The organism is Terrabacter sp. C0L_2 (assembly GCF_036352015.1).
In the GTDB taxonomy this organism is placed as follows: domain Bacteria; phylum Actinomycetota; class Actinomycetes; order Actinomycetales; family Dermatophilaceae; genus Terrabacter; species Terrabacter tumescens.
In genome coordinates, this window is record NZ_CP143557.1 from 79,714 (window position 1) to 93,706 (window position 13,993).

The following is a 13,993-nucleotide window of genomic DNA, read 5'->3' on the forward strand; positions in this document are numbered from 1 at the left end:
GTGCCGGTCAGCGGAAGATCGACGTGGCGTACCAGGCGACGACGGCGACGAGGCCCGCTCCCGGGAAGGTGAGCACCCAGGCGCCGACGATGTTGCCTGCCACGCTCCACCGCACCGCGGAGAGACGCTTGGTCGCGCCGACACCCATGATCGCCGATGTGATCGTGTGCGTCGTCGAGATGGGCGCCCCGAAGGACAGGCCTGCGACGTAGAGGATCGCCGCGGCCGTCGTCTCGGCCGCGAAGCCCTGGGGCGGCGTGAGGTCGATGATGCGGCGGCCGAGCGTGCGCATGATGCGCCACCCACCGGCATACGTCCCTAGGGAGATGACGATGGCCGAGAGCACGAGCACCCAGATCGGGATGCTGTCGTCGGTGTGGTGCCCGGAGATGTTGAGCGCGAGGACGACGACGCCGGCGGTCTTGGCGGCGTCCTGCAGGCCGTGGCCGAAGGCCATCGCGGCCGCCGACGCGGTCTGGGCCCACCGGAAACCGCGCGTGACCCGGCCCGGGTTGGAGTTGCGGAAGATCCAGAAGATCGCCGTCATGACGAGGTAGCCGAGCACGAGGCCGATGATCGGGGAGGCCACCATCGGGATGATGACCTTCTCCCAGATGACGGTCCACTGCACGGCCACGCCGGCGACGAGCGCTGCACCGCCGAGGCCGCCGATGAGGGCGTGCGACGACGACGACGGCAGGCCGAACCACCAGGTCAGCAGGTTCCAGCCGATGGCGCCGATGAGGGCTGCCGCGACGAGCCAGAGCCCGTTGACGCCCTGCGGCTGCTCGATGATGCCCGAGCCGATGGTCTTGGCCACCTTGGCGCCGAAGAAGGCGCCGAAGAGGTTGGCGACCGCCGCCATGGCGAGGGCCACCCGAGGTGTCAGCGCCCGCGTCGAGACCGAGGTCGCGATCGCGTTGGCCGCGTCGTGGAAGCCGTTGGTGTAGTTGAAGCCCATGGCCAGTGCGATGACCGCACCGACCCCGAGGACGGGGATGGTCGTGTCCATCAGTCGGTCAGGACTCCTTGACCGCGATGCCCTCGACGACGTGGGCCACCTTCTCGAACGCATCGGCGGCGTTCTCGAAGCCGTCGACGATGGCCTTGACCTTGATCACGTTGACCGGGTCGGGCGAGTTGTTGAAGAGGGCGGCCACCATCTTGCGGTGGAGCGAGTCGGCCTGGTTCTCGAGGCGGTTGATCTCGATCCAGTAGCTCTTGAGGTCCTTCATCGAGCGCAGCCGCGGCATGGCCTCGGCGGTCACCTCGGCCATGCGAGCGAGGATCTCGAACTGCTCGGCGAGACCCTCGGGGATCTCACCCATGCGGTAGAGCACGATGAGGTCGGCGGTCTCCTCGATGTAGTCCATGCAGTCGTCGAGGGACGCGGCGAGGTTGTGGATGTCCTCGCGGTCGAACGGCGTGATGAACGAGCTGTTCACCTTGTTGATGAGCTCGTGCGTCGCGTCGTCGGCGGCGTGCTCGAGCTCCTTGAGCCGGTCGGCCACGGTCTGGCGCTTCGAGGGCTCGACCTCGAGGAAGCGGGTCAGCTCCCGGGTCGCCTCGACGAGGAGTTGTGCTGAGGACGTGAAGAGGGTGAAAAAGCTCGTGTCCTGGGGTGTGAGGCGAAAACCCACGGGGATGCTCCGGTCGATCGAGGGCTGGTCCGGGGAAGATGCTACGGCGTCGAGGACACTCCAGTGCAACCGAGCGTCAATCCGGCGTTCACCCGGCCGGGTCGGCCGCCGCGTCGTTGCCCGGGGCGGAGCCGTCGTCCGCGGTCCCTGGCACCCCGAGCAGCTCGTCGACCTCCTCGGGCGTGAAGTGACGCGGACTGGACGAGGCGGCGACGACGAGGTCGCTCACCAGTTCGATCTCGTCGGCAAGAGCGACGTCGAGCAGGTCACCGGACCGCTCCTCGGCGGGCGTCATGGCTTCAATCTAGCGGCCCGCGGATCGTTCGTGGGGCCGTGGAGGGTTTAGGAGCACCCTGCTGCATGGCGCTTCACGGAGACGGTGCCGGACACCAGAGCAGTGGGTGGAGGTTGCGTCGGGTCGGGAGCGCCTCTCGGCACAGGGCCGCTCGTAGCGGCTGAATTTGGGACCCGGGGCTACCACGACCCGACGCGCGTTCAAGGATAAAGGCGTGGATAGGGATCACCAAAGACGTCAGGACGCAAGGGCCGAAGCCTCCCGGCTGCCGGCCGCACGGTGCGACGCGCGAGTCGGCTCAGTCGAGGGCGTCGGCACGCCACAGCCGGGCGCACACCGTGAGGTCCTCGGCCATGACGAGGACGTTGGCGGCCTGCTCGGCGGCCTCGTCACCGAGCGAGATGTCGGCACGTCCGGCGGAGACGACGCGGCAGAACGCAGAGGCTCGTTCGAGCGCCACGGCCAGGTCGCCCTCGAAGACGCCACGCAGCACCTCGTCGATGACACGGCTCATCTCCTGGGGCCCAGGCGGCTCGGCGGCCCCGGCGACGGCGTGGTTGGGTCCGGTGAAACGGATGCCCGCGGCATACTCCCGACTGGCCTCCGCGGGGGCGCGACGGACCCACTCACGCAGCACGTAGAGGCGCCAGAGTGCACCCGGGAGCGAGCGAGCGGGACGCTGCGACCACAGCTCGGCGAGGGTCGACAGGCCGATGTCGTCGACGAGCGCGACGAGCTTGCGGGTCACGGCAGGGTCGGCGGCGGCGCGCCCGGCGTGCACGAGCGCCAGCGCCGTCTCGTGGGCGACGTGGATCTGCTCGGTGGGGTCGTAGGCGGGACCGTGCGCCTCGAGGGCCGCCTCGCTGAAGAAGGCTGGCCGCCTGGGGGCGCGGTGGTCGCTCTCGCTCATCCCAGCAGGCTAACCCCCGGCACCGACGCCACCCTTCTGGCACGCTGCGCTCGTGAGCTCACTGATGCCGCGCCTCGACCGCGTGACCCGCACGCTCTGGCGCACGACGGGACGACCCGTCGACCTCACCGGCGCGCACGCGTGGCTGGACGCGCCCGTGCACGACGGCTCTGTCATCGGCGACGCCTGGCTGGCGAGCGCCGCTGCACGCTGGGGCGGCCACGTGCGCGAAGACGTCGACGGGGCAGGCCTGCTCCCTGATCTCACGGTGCTTCGACGGCCCCGGTTTCAGGGCCGCCGCCCTGCACCCCGACGTCCGTGACTTCTACGAGCACACGTCGCGCTGGCGGATGGAGGTGTGGACGCGGTGGACCGCCGCCTTCCAGCCCGGCGGCGAGCTCGTGTCGCGCTTCTTCGGCCGGCGCGTGCAGCAGCTGGCCCTGCCGATGCGGCCCCTCGACGTCGCGCACGGGATGGACAGCCGGGTCGCCGTCATCACCGACGCGGGCGGCGGTCAGCGGGCCGCGGGCTGGATCCGGTCGCTGCGGTCCACGGGCGAGTTCGTCTACAGCGGGTGCTACGCGAGTCGGGTGCTCCCCGGCGCCGACCGGGCGAGCGTGCACGTGACCTTCCCGCTCGAGGCCGGCAACGTACAGGTCTTCCTGCGCCCCACGGTGCTGCCGGACGGTTCGCTGCAGCTCGACTCGCCGCCGGGGGCCTTCGGCAGCGACGGCGCCTACGTCGTCGTCAGGGGGTCGGGCCGCGACCACGCGTCGCGCGCGCCGATCCACGAGCGCTTCCGCGTCTACGTCGACGACGAGGGCGTGCTGCGCACGGACCACGACCTGCGCATGTGGTCGGCGACGGCAGTTCGCTTGCACTACAAGCTGACTCGCGTCGGCTGAGCTTTTGGAGACGATCGCGTATGCCGTGTGTCACCCGACGAGGACGACGTGCAGCGTGCGTGGGCCGTGGACGCCTTCGACGCGGTTCAGCTCGATGTCGCTGGTCGCCGACGGGCCGCTGACCCACGTCGTGGGCCGTGACGGGTCGAGCCGGCGCACGGCGGCCGGGACGTCGTCGACGACCTGGTCGGCCAGGACGACACAGACGTGGAGGTCGGGCACGAGCGTCAGCACCCGCCGACCCTCCCCCGGCCCGTGCGAGAGCACGATGGTGCCGGTCGTCGCGATCGCGACCGTCGCCGTGGTGACCACGGCCGTGACGGCGTCGAGCTCGGTCGGGGTCAGGGCCGCGTCGGCGACCGCGCCCGGCACGGCATACGGCATACCCTCCGGCACGACGACCGAGGCGCCGTCGGGCAGCGCCGCGGCGATGGCGGCGTCGACGCCGTCGGGCGCGCACCGCACGACGGTGGCGCGGTAGTCGGCGACGCGCTCGGCGAAGAGGTCGACGTCGGGCTCGCGCTCGGGCCGGTCGAGGGCGGGCACGTCGACCGGGCGCCGGGCGGGGGCGACGGCGGCTCGGACGGCGGCGAGGATCTCGTCGCGCGCCGTCACCGGGTGCCGCCCTCGGTGCGCTTCCACCACGCGCGGAAGGACTCCGCCGGCGGGACGGGGAGGTCACGGGCATCGGTCCACGCCGCGCCGGGGCCGGGAAGGCGACCGAGCAGCCGTCGGCCCCCCGCCCGGCGACCGCGGTGGGTGAGGGAGGAGAGGGCGTCGAACGCACGGCCCGCGAGTCCCGACGCGCGCTCCGCGGCAGCGAGCCGCGCGCCCGAGCCGAAGGTCGCCGCGGTGGCGCGCATCGCGAGCGCCTCGGGCTTGGGCACGCCCGAGCGGTGCGCGTCGACGACCTGGGCGCGCAGGTCCACGAGGACGCTCGGGATGTCGATGCGGACGGGACAGGCCTCGAAGCAGGCGCCGCAGAGGGACGAGGCGTAGGGCAGCGAGTCGGTCTGCTCGTCGTGGCCGACGCCCTTGAGGAGCGGGTTGAGGATCGCGCCGATGGGACCGGGATAGACCGAGCCGTAGGCGTGCCCGCCCGTGCGCTCGTAGACGGGACACACGTTGAGGCAGGCCGAGCAGCGGATGCACCGGAGCGCCTGGCGGCCGACCTCGTCGGCGAGCGCGCGCGTGCGGCCGTTGTCGAGCAGGACGACGTGCACCTCCTGCGGCCCGTCGCCGGGCGTCACCCCGGACCACGTGGAGGTGTAGGGGTTCATCCGCTCCCCCGTCGACGACCGCGGCAGCAGGGTGAGGAAGACGTCGAGGTCGGTCCACGTCGGTACGACCTTCTCGATGCCGACCACCGACACGAGCACCTCGGGCAAGGTCAGGCACATGCGGCCGTTGCCCTCGGACTCGACGACGACCAGGGTGCCGGAGTCGGCGACGGCGAAGTTGGCGCCACTCACGCCGACCTTGGCGCGGAGGAACTTCTCGCGCAGGTGCAGTCGCGCCGCCTCGGCGAGACGGGCGGGGTCGTCGGTCAGGTCGGCGGGTGCGGGGCGTCCGACCCGAGCCATCTCGCGCTCGAAGATGGCCCGGATCTCGGCGCGGTTGCGGTGGATGGCGGGCACGAGGATGTGGCTCGGCAGGTCGTCACCGAGCTGGACGATGAGCTCGGCGAGGTCGGTCTCCCACGCCGAGATGCCTTGCGCCGCAAGGTGTTCGTTGAGCTCCACCTCCTGCGTCGCCATCGACTTGACCTTGACGACCTCGTCGACGCCGTGGGCCCGGGCGACCTGCGCCACGACCTCCGAGGCCTCCTCGGCCGTGCGGGCCCAGTGCACGACGGCACCACGCGCCGTCAGGGACTCCTCGAGCCGCACGAGGTGATCGTCGAGGTGGAGCAGGACGTCGTCCTTGATGGCTGCGGCCCGGAGCCGGAGCGCCTCCCAGTCGTCGACCTCGGCCACGACTGCCGCCCGCTTGGCGCGGATCGTCGCCGTCGCGTGCGCGAGGTTGCTGCGCAGCTGCGGGTCGGCCAGGGCCTCACGGGCGGCGGTGGGGAACGGCGGCATGCCGACGAACGTGCGGCTCATCGGTCGACCCCTCGAGCGGTCGACCCCTCGGTCGAGGCCAGCACCTCGGCGAGGTGCATGACCCGGACGCCGGCCCGTTGCCGGGTGAGCACCCCGCCGATGTGCATGAGGCACGAGCTGTCGCCGGCGACGAGCACCTCGGCGCCGGACTCGCGCACGTGACGGGCCTTGTCGGCGCCCATCGCCACGGAGGTGTCGGCGTTCTTGACCGCGAAGGTGCCGCCGAAGCCGCAGCACTCCTCCGCCTGTGGGAGGTCGAGCAGCCGGAGGCCCCGGACGGCACGGAGCAGTCGTTCCGGCCGGTCACCGACGCCGAGCATCCGCAGCGAGTGGCAGGTGGGGTGGTAGGTGACCGAGTGCGGGAAGGACGCACCGACGTCCTCCACGCCGAGGACGTCGACGAGGAACTCGGACAGCTCGTGCACGCGGGGCGAGACCTCGGCCACCGCCGTCGCGAGCCCTGCGTCGCCGGATCGCCTTGCCACGATCGAGTGCTGGTGGCGCGCTGATCCGGCGCACGAGCCGGACGGCGTGACGATGGCGTCGTAGCCCTCGAACGCCCGCACGAAGGTGCGCACGACCGGGACCGCCTCGTCGAGGTAGCCGGTGTTGACCATGGGCTGCGCGCAGCAGGTCTGGGCCGCGGGGAACTCGACGTCGACCCCCAGCCGGCGCAGGAGCGTGACGACGGCCTTGCCGGCGTCCGGGAACAGCGCGTCGTTGATGCAGGTCACCATCAACGCCACTCGCATGCGACCACCCTCGCACAGCACGAGGGCGAGCGGGCGGAAGCGACGAGGCCTCCGCCCAAGGCGCCCCTGTCGGGCGCCTTCGACTCCGTCCATGTCTAGGGCTTGTGCAATGTTGAGACTTTGTCTAGGGTTCCTGACGTCGGTCAAGAAAGCGCCGCCACCCTGATTTCTTTGGATGGAGCAGACATGACCGACCCTTCGCGCGGTCCCCGCAAGGACGCCCGCACCCGTGAGCTCATCAGCACGATCCGCACCTCGACCTCCGAGACCGAGAGGTCCGCGGCGCTCGAGACGGTGACCCGGCTGCACATGCCCCTCGCCCGCTCCCTGGCGCACCGGTACTCGGGCAAGGGCCTCGACCGCGAGGACCTCGAGCAGGTGGCATTCCTCGCTCTGCTCAAGGCGATTCGTCGCTTCGACCTCGAACAGGCGACCGAGTTCGGCGCGTATGCCACGCCCACCATCACCGGTGAGCTGCGCCGTCACTTCCGTGACCACGGCTGGCTCGTGCGCCCTCCGCGCGGCCTGCAGGAGCGCCGCCAGCTCGTCACCGACGCCCGCACCCGTCTCGAGCAGACGCTCGGCCACGAGCCCACGCAGGCCGACCTCGCCTCGGCGCTCGACCTGACGCTGGAGCAGGTGAAGGAGGCGCAGGTCGCCTCGACGAACCTTCGACCGGCCTCGCTCGACGCGACCACGACGGAGGGCGGTCGTCCCGTGCTCGACCTCGTCGACGCGCGTGCCGACCACCAGACCGACCCCGGGCTCGACGAGGGCATCGTCGTGCGCACCGCGCTCAGCCGGCTGCCCGCTCGTGACCAGGAGATCCTCGAGCTGCGCTTCGCCCACGACATGACGCAGGCGGAGATCGCCCAGACGATGGGCCTCAGCGCGATGCAGGTCAGCCGACTGCTGCGCCGTGTGCTCGCGGAGCTGCGCGAGCACCTCGACTCCGCTGAGCTGCTCAGCGCCTGACGTCGGTCGGTCACGGACGGTTCGCGGCTGCCGGACGTCGAACGTCCGGGACCCCTCCTACCGTCGGGTCATGACCACGACCCAGACGACGGACCCGACCCCGTGGGAGCCGCCGATCGCCGGCAACGACGTCGAACAGCTCGTCGGCTCCCTCGAGCGGATGCGAGCCACGTTCCGGTGGAAGGCAGACGGCCTCGACGCCGCCGGGCTGTCGGCGCGCGTCGGCGCCTCGAGCCTGACGCTCGGAGGACTGCTCAAGCACCTAGCCGCGTGCGAGGACTACACCTTCACGCACCAGCTGCGCGGAGAGCCCATCGGGCCGCCGTGGGACGCCACCGGCTGGGACGGCAGCGACGACTGGGAGTTCGAGTCCGCGGCCCAGGACTCGCCGGAGACGCTCTACGCCCTCTTCGACGACGCCGTGCAGCGGTCACGACAGCGGCTGGCCGACGCCCTCGACCACGGCGGTCTCGGCCAGGAGGTCCACGCGTCGATGCCGGACGGGCGGCACGCGAACCTGCGCCGGCTCGTCTCCGACTTCGTCGAGGAGTACGCCCGCCACAGCGGGCACGCGGACCTGCTGCGCGAGGCCGTCGACGGCACGGTGGGCGAGGACCCGCCCGACGGCTGGACGCCGACGTCCGGTCACTTCACCTTCGCGTGACCGGTGCCGAGCCGCCCGACGGGCGACCCGGCACACGTCCTCGGTTTCGGCTCAGTGCTGGTAGGTGCCGTGGATGACGGCGCGGGCGAGGGTCTTGAAGGCGAGGTTGAACGAGACGACCGCCGGTGACGCGGAGTCGTCGACGCCGAGGCTCGGCTCGGACACCGCGTGGACGACGAAGAAGTAGCGGTGCGGCATGTCGCCCGCGGGCGGCGCGGCACCCATGAAGCCCTGCTCGCCACCGTCGTTGCGCACGTGGAAAGCCTTGCCGGGCAAGGCTGCCGAGGCAGCGCCGGTGTCGAGCGAGGTGACGTCGGCAGGGAGGTCGACGAGCACCCAGTGCCAGAAGCCGCTCGGCGTCGGGGCGTCGGGGTCGAAGCACGTGACGACGTAGCTCTGCGTGCCCTCCGGCGCTCCGCTCCACGACAGCTGCGGGGAGGTGTTGCCGGCGTCGGCCACCTGGTCGTCCTTGAGCGGCGCGCCGTCGGTGACGTCGGTGCTCGTCACGGTGAACGACGGCACCTGCGGCAACAGGTCGTAGGGGTTGGGGGCGACCGGTCGGTCGAGGCTCATGCTGTCCTCCTGCGAGTCGTTGACGCTTGCACCATACCCACCGAGTCCGTATGCCGCGTCGACACGAGCTCGTCGACGTCGGCTCACTCCCCTGGCGCCCTCCACCCCGCTTCACCCGGCTTCACCCCGGCTTCACCCGGCTTCACCCCGGGCGGGTGAGGCAGTGACGGGGTGTCGTGCGCGGACAATCGCGCATGAGACGCACCCCTGCCCTGGCCGTCCTGCTCACCGCGCTCCTCGTGCCGGCCGGGCTGGCGGCGTGCTCCGGGGGCGGGTCCATCTCGTCGCCGACGTCTCGGCCGAGCATCAACCTGCCGACCGTCGAGCTGCCGTCGGTCGCGCTCCCGACGCGGCCCACCGCGACGCCCCCTCCCGAGACGGTGACGAAGACCGAGACGAGGACGGAGACGGCCACGGCGACGGCCACCCAGACGCAGACGCAGACGGCCACCGAGACGCAGACCGTCACGGCGACGCCGTCGGCGACCGAGGCGCCCTCCCCCAGCGCCACGCCGACCCCGACGCCCGAGGCCGCACCCCCGGGGCAACCCGACGACGGCGGGACCACGTGGTGGCCGTGGCTGCTGCTCGCGCTGGTCGCACTGGGAGCGCTGGCCCGGTACCTCATCCGGCGCAGCCGCGCGCAGGCCGAGGTCCGCGACTGGGACGAGCGGCTCGCGGCGGCCGAGCTCGAGGCGTCGTGGGTCGAGGACTCCCTGGCCGCGCAGGTCCTGTCCGGCACGAGCACCGCTGAGGCTCAGGCGATCTGGTCGGCTGCGCAACCGCGTCTGCTCGAGGCCGACGCGACGTTCCACAACCTGACGACGACCGCCCCGGACGCCGCACGAGCGGAGCGCGCCACCGACGTGCGAGGTCTGCTGCGTGGCCTCGTCGAGGCGGTCGGCGCCGACCTCGCGGCACCGCCCGGCGCCGGACCGGACCAGTTCAGGGCCCGGCGAGCCGTCGTCGACTCCGCCCGACGTGAGCTGCGGACCACCCTGGGTCCCGTGTCGCGCCAGGGCGACCCGGCAGCCGACGACTGATCCCCCAGGGGTGGCGACGGGGGCGCGCACGACCGCCGAGCCGGACGTGCGCGCCATCGCCCCTGCGGATCGTTAGTCTGGGACGACGCAGAACGTGACAAACCAGACAGGGGCCAGGATGCGCAAGGAACGAGAGGCGCACCGCGCCAGGCCGGCGTCTCCGTCCTCCGACGGGTACCCCGACGGGCCAGTCCCGCAGCCGACGGAGCCCGTGACCGACGTGCCGGTCTTCGCCGTCCGGGAGTGGGCGTCGCGCCTCTACGAGCAGGAGCGGCTCAGGCGTGATGCCGCGTGGTGGCGTCTCGCGTGGCCGTTCGTCATCGCGCTCGTCCTTGCCGCGGGAGCCGGATCGGTGACCCGGGTCTGGCGGGTCGGCGAGTCCGACCTCGCGCTGGGCGCCGCCGTCGTGCTGGCCGCCGCGGCCGTCGGCGTCACCGTCGGAGGTCTCATCCGGTGGCGGGCGATCCTCCGGCGCCAGGCCGTCGCCGCGGCGCGGCCCGCCACCGTCGAGAGCCTTCCCGCTGCGGCCCGTGCCGTCGTGCTCGACTCGCCGCGCCTCCGCTTCCGCCGCCCCACCGACGGCGCGAGCTTCGCCGCCCTCCGCGACGACGTGGCCGCTGCGGCGCCGATGGGCGAGTTCGCCGCCTCGGTGCTCGTGTGGGTGGTCGTGATGCGCGACCACGTCGACGGATCGCTCGAGGACTGGGTGCGCGGACGCCGGGACTGATCACCCGGCCGTGCCCACCAACGGCGGACCGGCGGACCGCCAGGAGCCGAGCCGCCCCCTCACAGGCGCCCCCGCACCCGAGCTCGTGCAGGTCCGTCGGTCCGGTTCGGCTGCCCCCGGCCGCTGCGGCATACTGGCGTCGCGGGGTCCTCGACCCCCGCGGGCCTCTAGCTCAGTCGGTAGAGCATCGGACTTTTAATCCGCCGGTCGTCGGTTCGAGCCCGACGGGGCCCACCACACAACCTCGCCCTGCAGCGGCCCGGTCGCACCCTGTGGCGATCGGTCGCCGTCAGCCGGTCCCCGGCTGCCGCTGGTCACCCGGACCTCAGCGCCTCGATCGCCGCGCGGTTCGTGCCGAAGCTCGTCGTTCCCTCGTCGAGGCCGAAGTGCCCGAGCCGCTCCTGCACGCTCGGCCGCACCCGGCTGTAGTGCAGGGTGATCCCCCGATCCTCGAGCCAGACCTTCACCTGCCCGAGGCCCTCGGACCCCGTCACGTCGATGTCGGTCACGCCCTCGAGGTCGAGCACGAGGTGGCGCACCGGCACGTCGGCGTCGACCGCGGCCTCGACGACCTCGTGGACCCGGTCGCGCAGGACACCCACGTTGGCGAAGAAGATCGGCGCGGAGAAGCGCAGGACGACGACGCCGGGCCCGGTGACGACGGCGGCGCCCGTGACGACGGGGAGCGCCTGGTCGGCGTCGACGCTCGCGCCCAGGAGGTCGACGCCGGGGTTGGCCGCACGCCGGGTGAGGTTGACGAGGGCGAGGACGAAGGAGATGAGGATGCCGGGAATCGCCCCGATGAGGAGCGTGCCGAGGAAGCACGCGGCGGCTACGGCGAACTCGTAGCGGTCGAGGTGCCAGAGCTCGCGCAGCTCGCCGACCCCGACCAGGGGCACGACGGCGACCGCGACGATGGCCCCGATGGCCGGGCTCGGGATGTCCGCGAGCAGGCCGGTGCCGAAGAGGAGCAGCAGCAGCGTGAGCACCGCGGCGACGATCGACGGCAGCTGGGTGCGCGATCCTGCCGCATCCATGAACGCGGTCCGCGAGGTGGACGACCCGACCGCGAAGCCGCCGCTCAGGCCGGACGCCGCGTTCCCGACGCCGAAGGCGACGAGCTCGCGGTTCGGGTCGATCGGGTAGCCACGCTTCTCGCTGTAGCTGCGCGACACGAGCAGCCCCTCGGCCGTCACCACGAGAGTCAGCGCGATCGCCGACGGCACCACGGAGAACCACTGGGCGAGGTCGAGCGCCGGCCACGTGAAGGTCGGCGGACCGGCCGCCACCTCGCCCAGGACCGACACCCCGTGGTCCTCGAGGGACGCCGCGACCGTGAGGACCGTCGCGACGACGAGGACGATGAGGGCCCACGGCACGGCGCGCGCGAGCCGCCGCCCGAGGAGCAGGATCGTGACCGAGCCGGCAGAGAGCAGGATCGAGACGACGTTGGCGTGCGGGAGCCCCGAGAGCAGCTCGCCGAGCTTCTCGACGAACTCGCCGCCGCTGTTGATCTTGACCCAGCATCTTCGCGACCTGGCTGACGAGGATGTCGAGGGCGAGTCCCCCGACGAAGCCGATGAGGATCGGCTTGGACAGGAAGTTCGCGACGAACCCGAGGCCGAGGAAGCCGAAGGCGAGCAGCAGGACGCCGCTGATGACGGCCTGCGCGAGCGCCAGCTGCAGGTACGTGTCGCTGCCGGCCACGGCAAGCCCCCCGACCGACGACGCGACGAGGGCAGCCGCGGCCGCGTCCGGAGAGGCCACGAGCTGGCGCGACGAGACGGTGAGCGCGTAGAGCACGGCCGGCACGACCAGCGCGTAGAGACCTGCGGTCGGCGGCAGCCCGGCGATCTGCGCGTAGCCGATGTTGAGCGGCACCGCGATCGCCACGAGCGTCACGCCCTGGACGGCCTCCGCCGCGGCGTTCTGCCGGGTCAGGCCCGGGACCAGCGTCCTCGCCATCGCACCTCCTGGGCTCTCCGGGTGGCCGGTCCTCGGTCGAGCGTCCGGCGACGCCCCACTAGAGGTGTACCGACGCGCGAGTGTGGTCGCACCACCCCCTCGGGGTGACTCGCTCACCCGGTGTTCCCGCGGCCGACGGGTGGGGAGCGGCTCGGCCGGGGTCCGGTAGCGTGCCTTGGCGTATGCCGTCCGCCTCGACAGGAAGTCACGACCGTGAACGACGCGTTCGTCTACGACGCCGTCCGCACTCCGTTCGGCCGCTTCGGCGGAGCCCTCGCGGCGTCCCGCCCCGACGATCTCGCGGCGCTCGTGGTCCGCGCGGTCGTGGACCGGTCCCCCGGGCTCGCCTCCGACGCAGGCGTGGTCGACGAGGTCGTCTTCGGCAACGCGAACGGTGCGGGTGAGGAGAACCGCAACGTCGCGCGCATGGCCACCCTGCTCGCGGGGCTGCCGACGAGCATCCCCGGCACGACGGTCAACCGGCTCTGTGGCTCGAGTCTCGACGCCGCGATCATCGCGTCGCGCCAGGTCGAGGCAGGTGACGCCGACGTCGTGCTCGTCGGGGGTGTCGAGTCGATGACGCGTGCGCCCTGGGTCATGCCGAAGACCGACAAGCCCTACCCCGTGGGCAACCTCGAGCTGTCGTCGACGACGTTGGGGTGGCGCCTCGTCAACCCGAGGATGCCGGCGGAGTGGACGGTCTCCCTGGGTGAGGCGACCGAGCAGCTGCGGGAGCGGCACGGGGTGACGCGTGAGCGGCAGGACGAGTTCGCCGCCCGGTCGCACCGCCTCGCGGATGCCGCCTGGACCGAGGGCTTCTACGACGACCTCGTGGTGCACGTCCCCGGCGTCGAGCTCGCCCGGGACGAGTCGATCCGCGCCGACACGACCGTCGAGCGCCTGGCGACGCTGCGCACCTCGTTCCGCAAGGAGGACGGCACGGTCACCGCCGGCAACGCCTCACCGCTCAACGACGGCGCCTCCGCCGTCCTCGTCGGGAGCGGCGCCGCGCAGGAGCGACTCGGACTGGCGCCGCTCGCCCGCATCGCCGGCCGCGGGGCCAGCGCTCTCGACCCGCAGTACTTCGGCTACGCCCCCGTCGAGGCCGCGAACCGTGCCCTCGCCCGGGCCGGCATCACCTGGGGGGACGTCTCGGCCGTCGAGCTCAACGAGGCCTTCGCCGCCCAGTCGCTGGCCTGCACCGACGCCTGGGGCATCGACCCCGAGATCGTCAACCGGCACGGTGGAGCCATCGCCATCGGCCACCCGCTCGGGGCCTCGGGAGGGCGCATCCTCGGCACCCTCGCCCGGAGCCTGCAGCGCTCGGGCGGGCGCTGGGGCGTGGCCTGCATCTGCATCGGGGTCGGCCAGGGTCTTGCGGTCGTCCTCGAGAACGTCACGACCTGACGGCAGCCGGCCACCCGGCATACGAAAGGCACGAC

The 13,993-nt window shown here is 72.3% G+C and carries 16 protein-coding genes, 1 tRNA gene and 1 pseudogene; 8 read left to right on the forward strand and 10 right to left on the reverse strand.

Annotation, left to right across the window (positions count from 1 at the left end; genetic code table 11):
• Nucleotides 1-7: 7 nt before the first annotated feature.
• The 4 genes from U5C87_RS00400 to U5C87_RS00415 all read right to left on the reverse strand — a co-directional run bounded on the left by U5C87_RS00400 (nucleotide 8) and on the right by U5C87_RS00415 (nucleotide 2,845).
• A complete protein-coding gene (locus U5C87_RS00400) occupies nucleotides 8-1,012 on the reverse strand; it encodes an inorganic phosphate transporter (RefSeq protein WP_330474693.1) in 1,005 nt (334 codons plus the stop codon).
• Nucleotides 1,013-1,019: 7 nt separating this feature from the next.
• Entirely contained in the window at nucleotides 1,020-1,640 is a 621-nt protein-coding gene (locus tag U5C87_RS00405) for a DUF47 domain-containing protein (protein ID WP_330474694.1), read from the reverse strand.
• A gap of 88 nt (nucleotides 1,641-1,728) precedes the next feature.
• Complete coding sequence (locus tag U5C87_RS00410) at nucleotides 1,729-1,935, reverse strand: hypothetical protein (protein WP_330474695.1); 207 nt, start codon at nucleotides 1,933-1,935, stop codon at nucleotides 1,729-1,731.
• Between the two features lie 298 nt (nucleotides 1,936-2,233).
• Nucleotides 2,234-2,845, reverse strand: a complete 612-nt coding sequence (locus U5C87_RS00415) for a hypothetical protein (RefSeq protein ID WP_330474696.1) — start codon at nucleotides 2,843-2,845, stop codon at nucleotides 2,234-2,236.
• A 52-nt stretch (nucleotides 2,846-2,897) separates the two neighbouring features.
• Between U5C87_RS00415 and U5C87_RS00420 the strand changes: the two genes are divergently transcribed.
• The gene (locus U5C87_RS00420; RefSeq protein WP_330474697.1) at nucleotides 2,898-3,167 is read left to right on the forward strand and encodes a hypothetical protein; all 270 of its coding nucleotides are present in this window, start codon (nucleotides 2,898-2,900) and stop codon (nucleotides 3,165-3,167) included.
• A 28-nt stretch (nucleotides 3,168-3,195) separates the two neighbouring features.
• Nucleotides 3,196-3,750, forward strand: coding sequence for a hypothetical protein (locus U5C87_RS00425; protein WP_330474698.1), 555 nt, complete (start codon nucleotides 3,196-3,198; stop codon nucleotides 3,748-3,750).
• Nucleotides 3,751-3,780: 30 nt separating this feature from the next.
• Here U5C87_RS00425 and U5C87_RS00430 read toward each other — a convergent pair whose 3' ends face one another.
• From U5C87_RS00430 to U5C87_RS00440, 3 genes are read right to left on the reverse strand one after another with little or no spacing between them, the layout of a single operon-like run.
• Nucleotides 3,781-4,365: a LutC/YkgG family protein gene (locus tag U5C87_RS00430; protein ID WP_330474699.1), complete on the reverse strand. Its 585-nt coding sequence runs from the start codon at nucleotides 4,363-4,365 to the stop codon at nucleotides 3,781-3,783.
• Nucleotides 4,362-5,852 (reverse strand): lactate utilization protein B, encoded by a 1,491-nt coding sequence (locus tag U5C87_RS00435; RefSeq protein ID WP_330474700.1) that lies wholly within the window; start codon nucleotides 5,850-5,852, stop codon nucleotides 4,362-4,364. Before U5C87_RS00435 ends, U5C87_RS00430 begins: the two co-directional genes overlap by 4 nt.
• Nucleotides 5,849-6,604 carry a (Fe-S)-binding protein gene (locus U5C87_RS00440; protein ID WP_330474701.1) on the reverse strand — a complete coding sequence of 252 codons (756 nt, stop codon included), beginning with the start codon at nucleotides 6,602-6,604 and terminating at the stop codon, nucleotides 5,849-5,851. Before U5C87_RS00440 ends, U5C87_RS00435 begins: the two co-directional genes overlap by 4 nt.
• Before the next feature lie 186 nt (nucleotides 6,605-6,790).
• Here U5C87_RS00440 and U5C87_RS00445 point away from each other — a divergent pair, with 186 nt between their 5' ends.
• Together U5C87_RS00445 and U5C87_RS00450 are read left to right on the forward strand one after the other, a co-directional pair.
• Complete coding sequence (locus U5C87_RS00445; protein WP_330474702.1) at nucleotides 6,791-7,579, forward strand: sigma-70 family RNA polymerase sigma factor; 789 nt, start codon at nucleotides 6,791-6,793, stop codon at nucleotides 7,577-7,579.
• Nucleotides 7,580-7,649: 70 nt separating this feature from the next.
• Nucleotides 7,650-8,243: a mycothiol transferase gene (locus U5C87_RS00450; RefSeq protein ID WP_330474703.1), complete on the forward strand. Its 594-nt coding sequence runs from the start codon at nucleotides 7,650-7,652 to the stop codon at nucleotides 8,241-8,243.
• 51 nt (nucleotides 8,244-8,294) lie between these two features.
• Here U5C87_RS00450 and U5C87_RS00455 read toward each other — a convergent pair whose 3' ends face one another.
• Nucleotides 8,295-8,816 (reverse strand): YbhB/YbcL family Raf kinase inhibitor-like protein, encoded by a 522-nt coding sequence (locus tag U5C87_RS00455; protein WP_330474704.1) that lies wholly within the window; start codon nucleotides 8,814-8,816, stop codon nucleotides 8,295-8,297.
• Between the two features lie 194 nt (nucleotides 8,817-9,010).
• On the opposite strand from U5C87_RS00455, the gene U5C87_RS00460 reads away from it, so the two are divergent.
• The 3 genes from U5C87_RS00460 (at nucleotide 9,011) to U5C87_RS00470 (ending at nucleotide 10,823) form a co-directional block, all read left to right on the forward strand.
• Nucleotides 9,011-9,859 (forward strand): hypothetical protein, encoded by an 849-nt coding sequence (locus tag U5C87_RS00460; protein WP_330474705.1) that lies wholly within the window; start codon nucleotides 9,011-9,013, stop codon nucleotides 9,857-9,859.
• A gap of 211 nt (nucleotides 9,860-10,070) precedes the next feature.
• Nucleotides 10,071-10,586, forward strand: coding sequence for a hypothetical protein (locus U5C87_RS00465; RefSeq protein ID WP_330474706.1), 516 nt, complete (start codon nucleotides 10,071-10,073; stop codon nucleotides 10,584-10,586).
• A 161-nt stretch (nucleotides 10,587-10,747) separates the two neighbouring features.
• Nucleotides 10,748-10,823 (forward strand) — tRNA-Lys (locus tag U5C87_RS00470).
• 77 nt (nucleotides 10,824-10,900) lie between these two features.
• Here the strand turns inward: U5C87_RS00470 and U5C87_RS00475 are convergent.
• Nucleotides 10,901-12,100, reverse strand: coding sequence for a SulP family inorganic anion transporter (locus U5C87_RS00475; protein ID WP_330476642.1), 1,200 nt, complete (start codon nucleotides 12,098-12,100; stop codon nucleotides 10,901-10,903).
• A gap of 55 nt (nucleotides 12,101-12,155) precedes the next feature.
• A pseudogene (locus tag U5C87_RS00480) lies at nucleotides 12,156-12,551 on the reverse strand (SulP family inorganic anion transporter); the annotation flags it as partial.
• Between the two features lie 213 nt (nucleotides 12,552-12,764).
• Here U5C87_RS00480 and U5C87_RS00485 point away from each other — a divergent pair.
• Nucleotides 12,765-13,958 (forward strand): thiolase family protein, encoded by a 1,194-nt coding sequence (locus U5C87_RS00485; protein WP_330474707.1) that lies wholly within the window; start codon nucleotides 12,765-12,767, stop codon nucleotides 13,956-13,958.
• The last annotated feature ends 35 nt before the right edge of the window (nucleotides 13,959-13,993 follow it).

Bases quoted from the DNA above. Each gene is read 5' to 3' on its own strand.
- U5C87_RS00435 (WP_330474700.1), bottom strand. From the start codon at position 5,852: ATGAGCCGCACGTTCGTCGGCATGCCGCCGTTCCCCACCGCCGCCCGT.
- U5C87_RS00400 (WP_330474693.1), bottom strand. From the start codon at position 1,012: ATGGACACGACCATCCCCGTCCTCGGGGTCGGTGCGGTCATCGCACTG.
- U5C87_RS00455 (WP_330474704.1), bottom strand. From the start codon at position 8,816: ATGAGCCTCGACCGACCGGTCGCCCCCAACCCCTACGACCTGTTGCCG.
- U5C87_RS00415 (WP_330474696.1), bottom strand. From the start codon at position 2,845: ATGAGCGAGAGCGACCACCGCGCCCCCAGGCGGCCAGCCTTCTTCAGC.
- U5C87_RS00425 (WP_330474698.1), top strand. From the start codon at position 3,196: ATGGAGGTGTGGACGCGGTGGACCGCCGCCTTCCAGCCCGGCGGCGAG.
- U5C87_RS00460 (WP_330474705.1), top strand. From the start codon at position 9,011: ATGAGACGCACCCCTGCCCTGGCCGTCCTGCTCACCGCGCTCCTCGTG.
- U5C87_RS00445 (WP_330474702.1), top strand. From the start codon at position 6,791: ATGACCGACCCTTCGCGCGGTCCCCGCAAGGACGCCCGCACCCGTGAG.
- U5C87_RS00410 (WP_330474695.1), bottom strand. From the start codon at position 1,935: ATGACGCCCGCCGAGGAGCGGTCCGGTGACCTGCTCGACGTCGCTCTT.
- U5C87_RS00450 (WP_330474703.1), top strand. From the start codon at position 7,650: ATGACCACGACCCAGACGACGGACCCGACCCCGTGGGAGCCGCCGATC.
- U5C87_RS00440 (WP_330474701.1), bottom strand. From the start codon at position 6,604: ATGCGAGTGGCGTTGATGGTGACCTGCATCAACGACGCGCTGTTCCCG.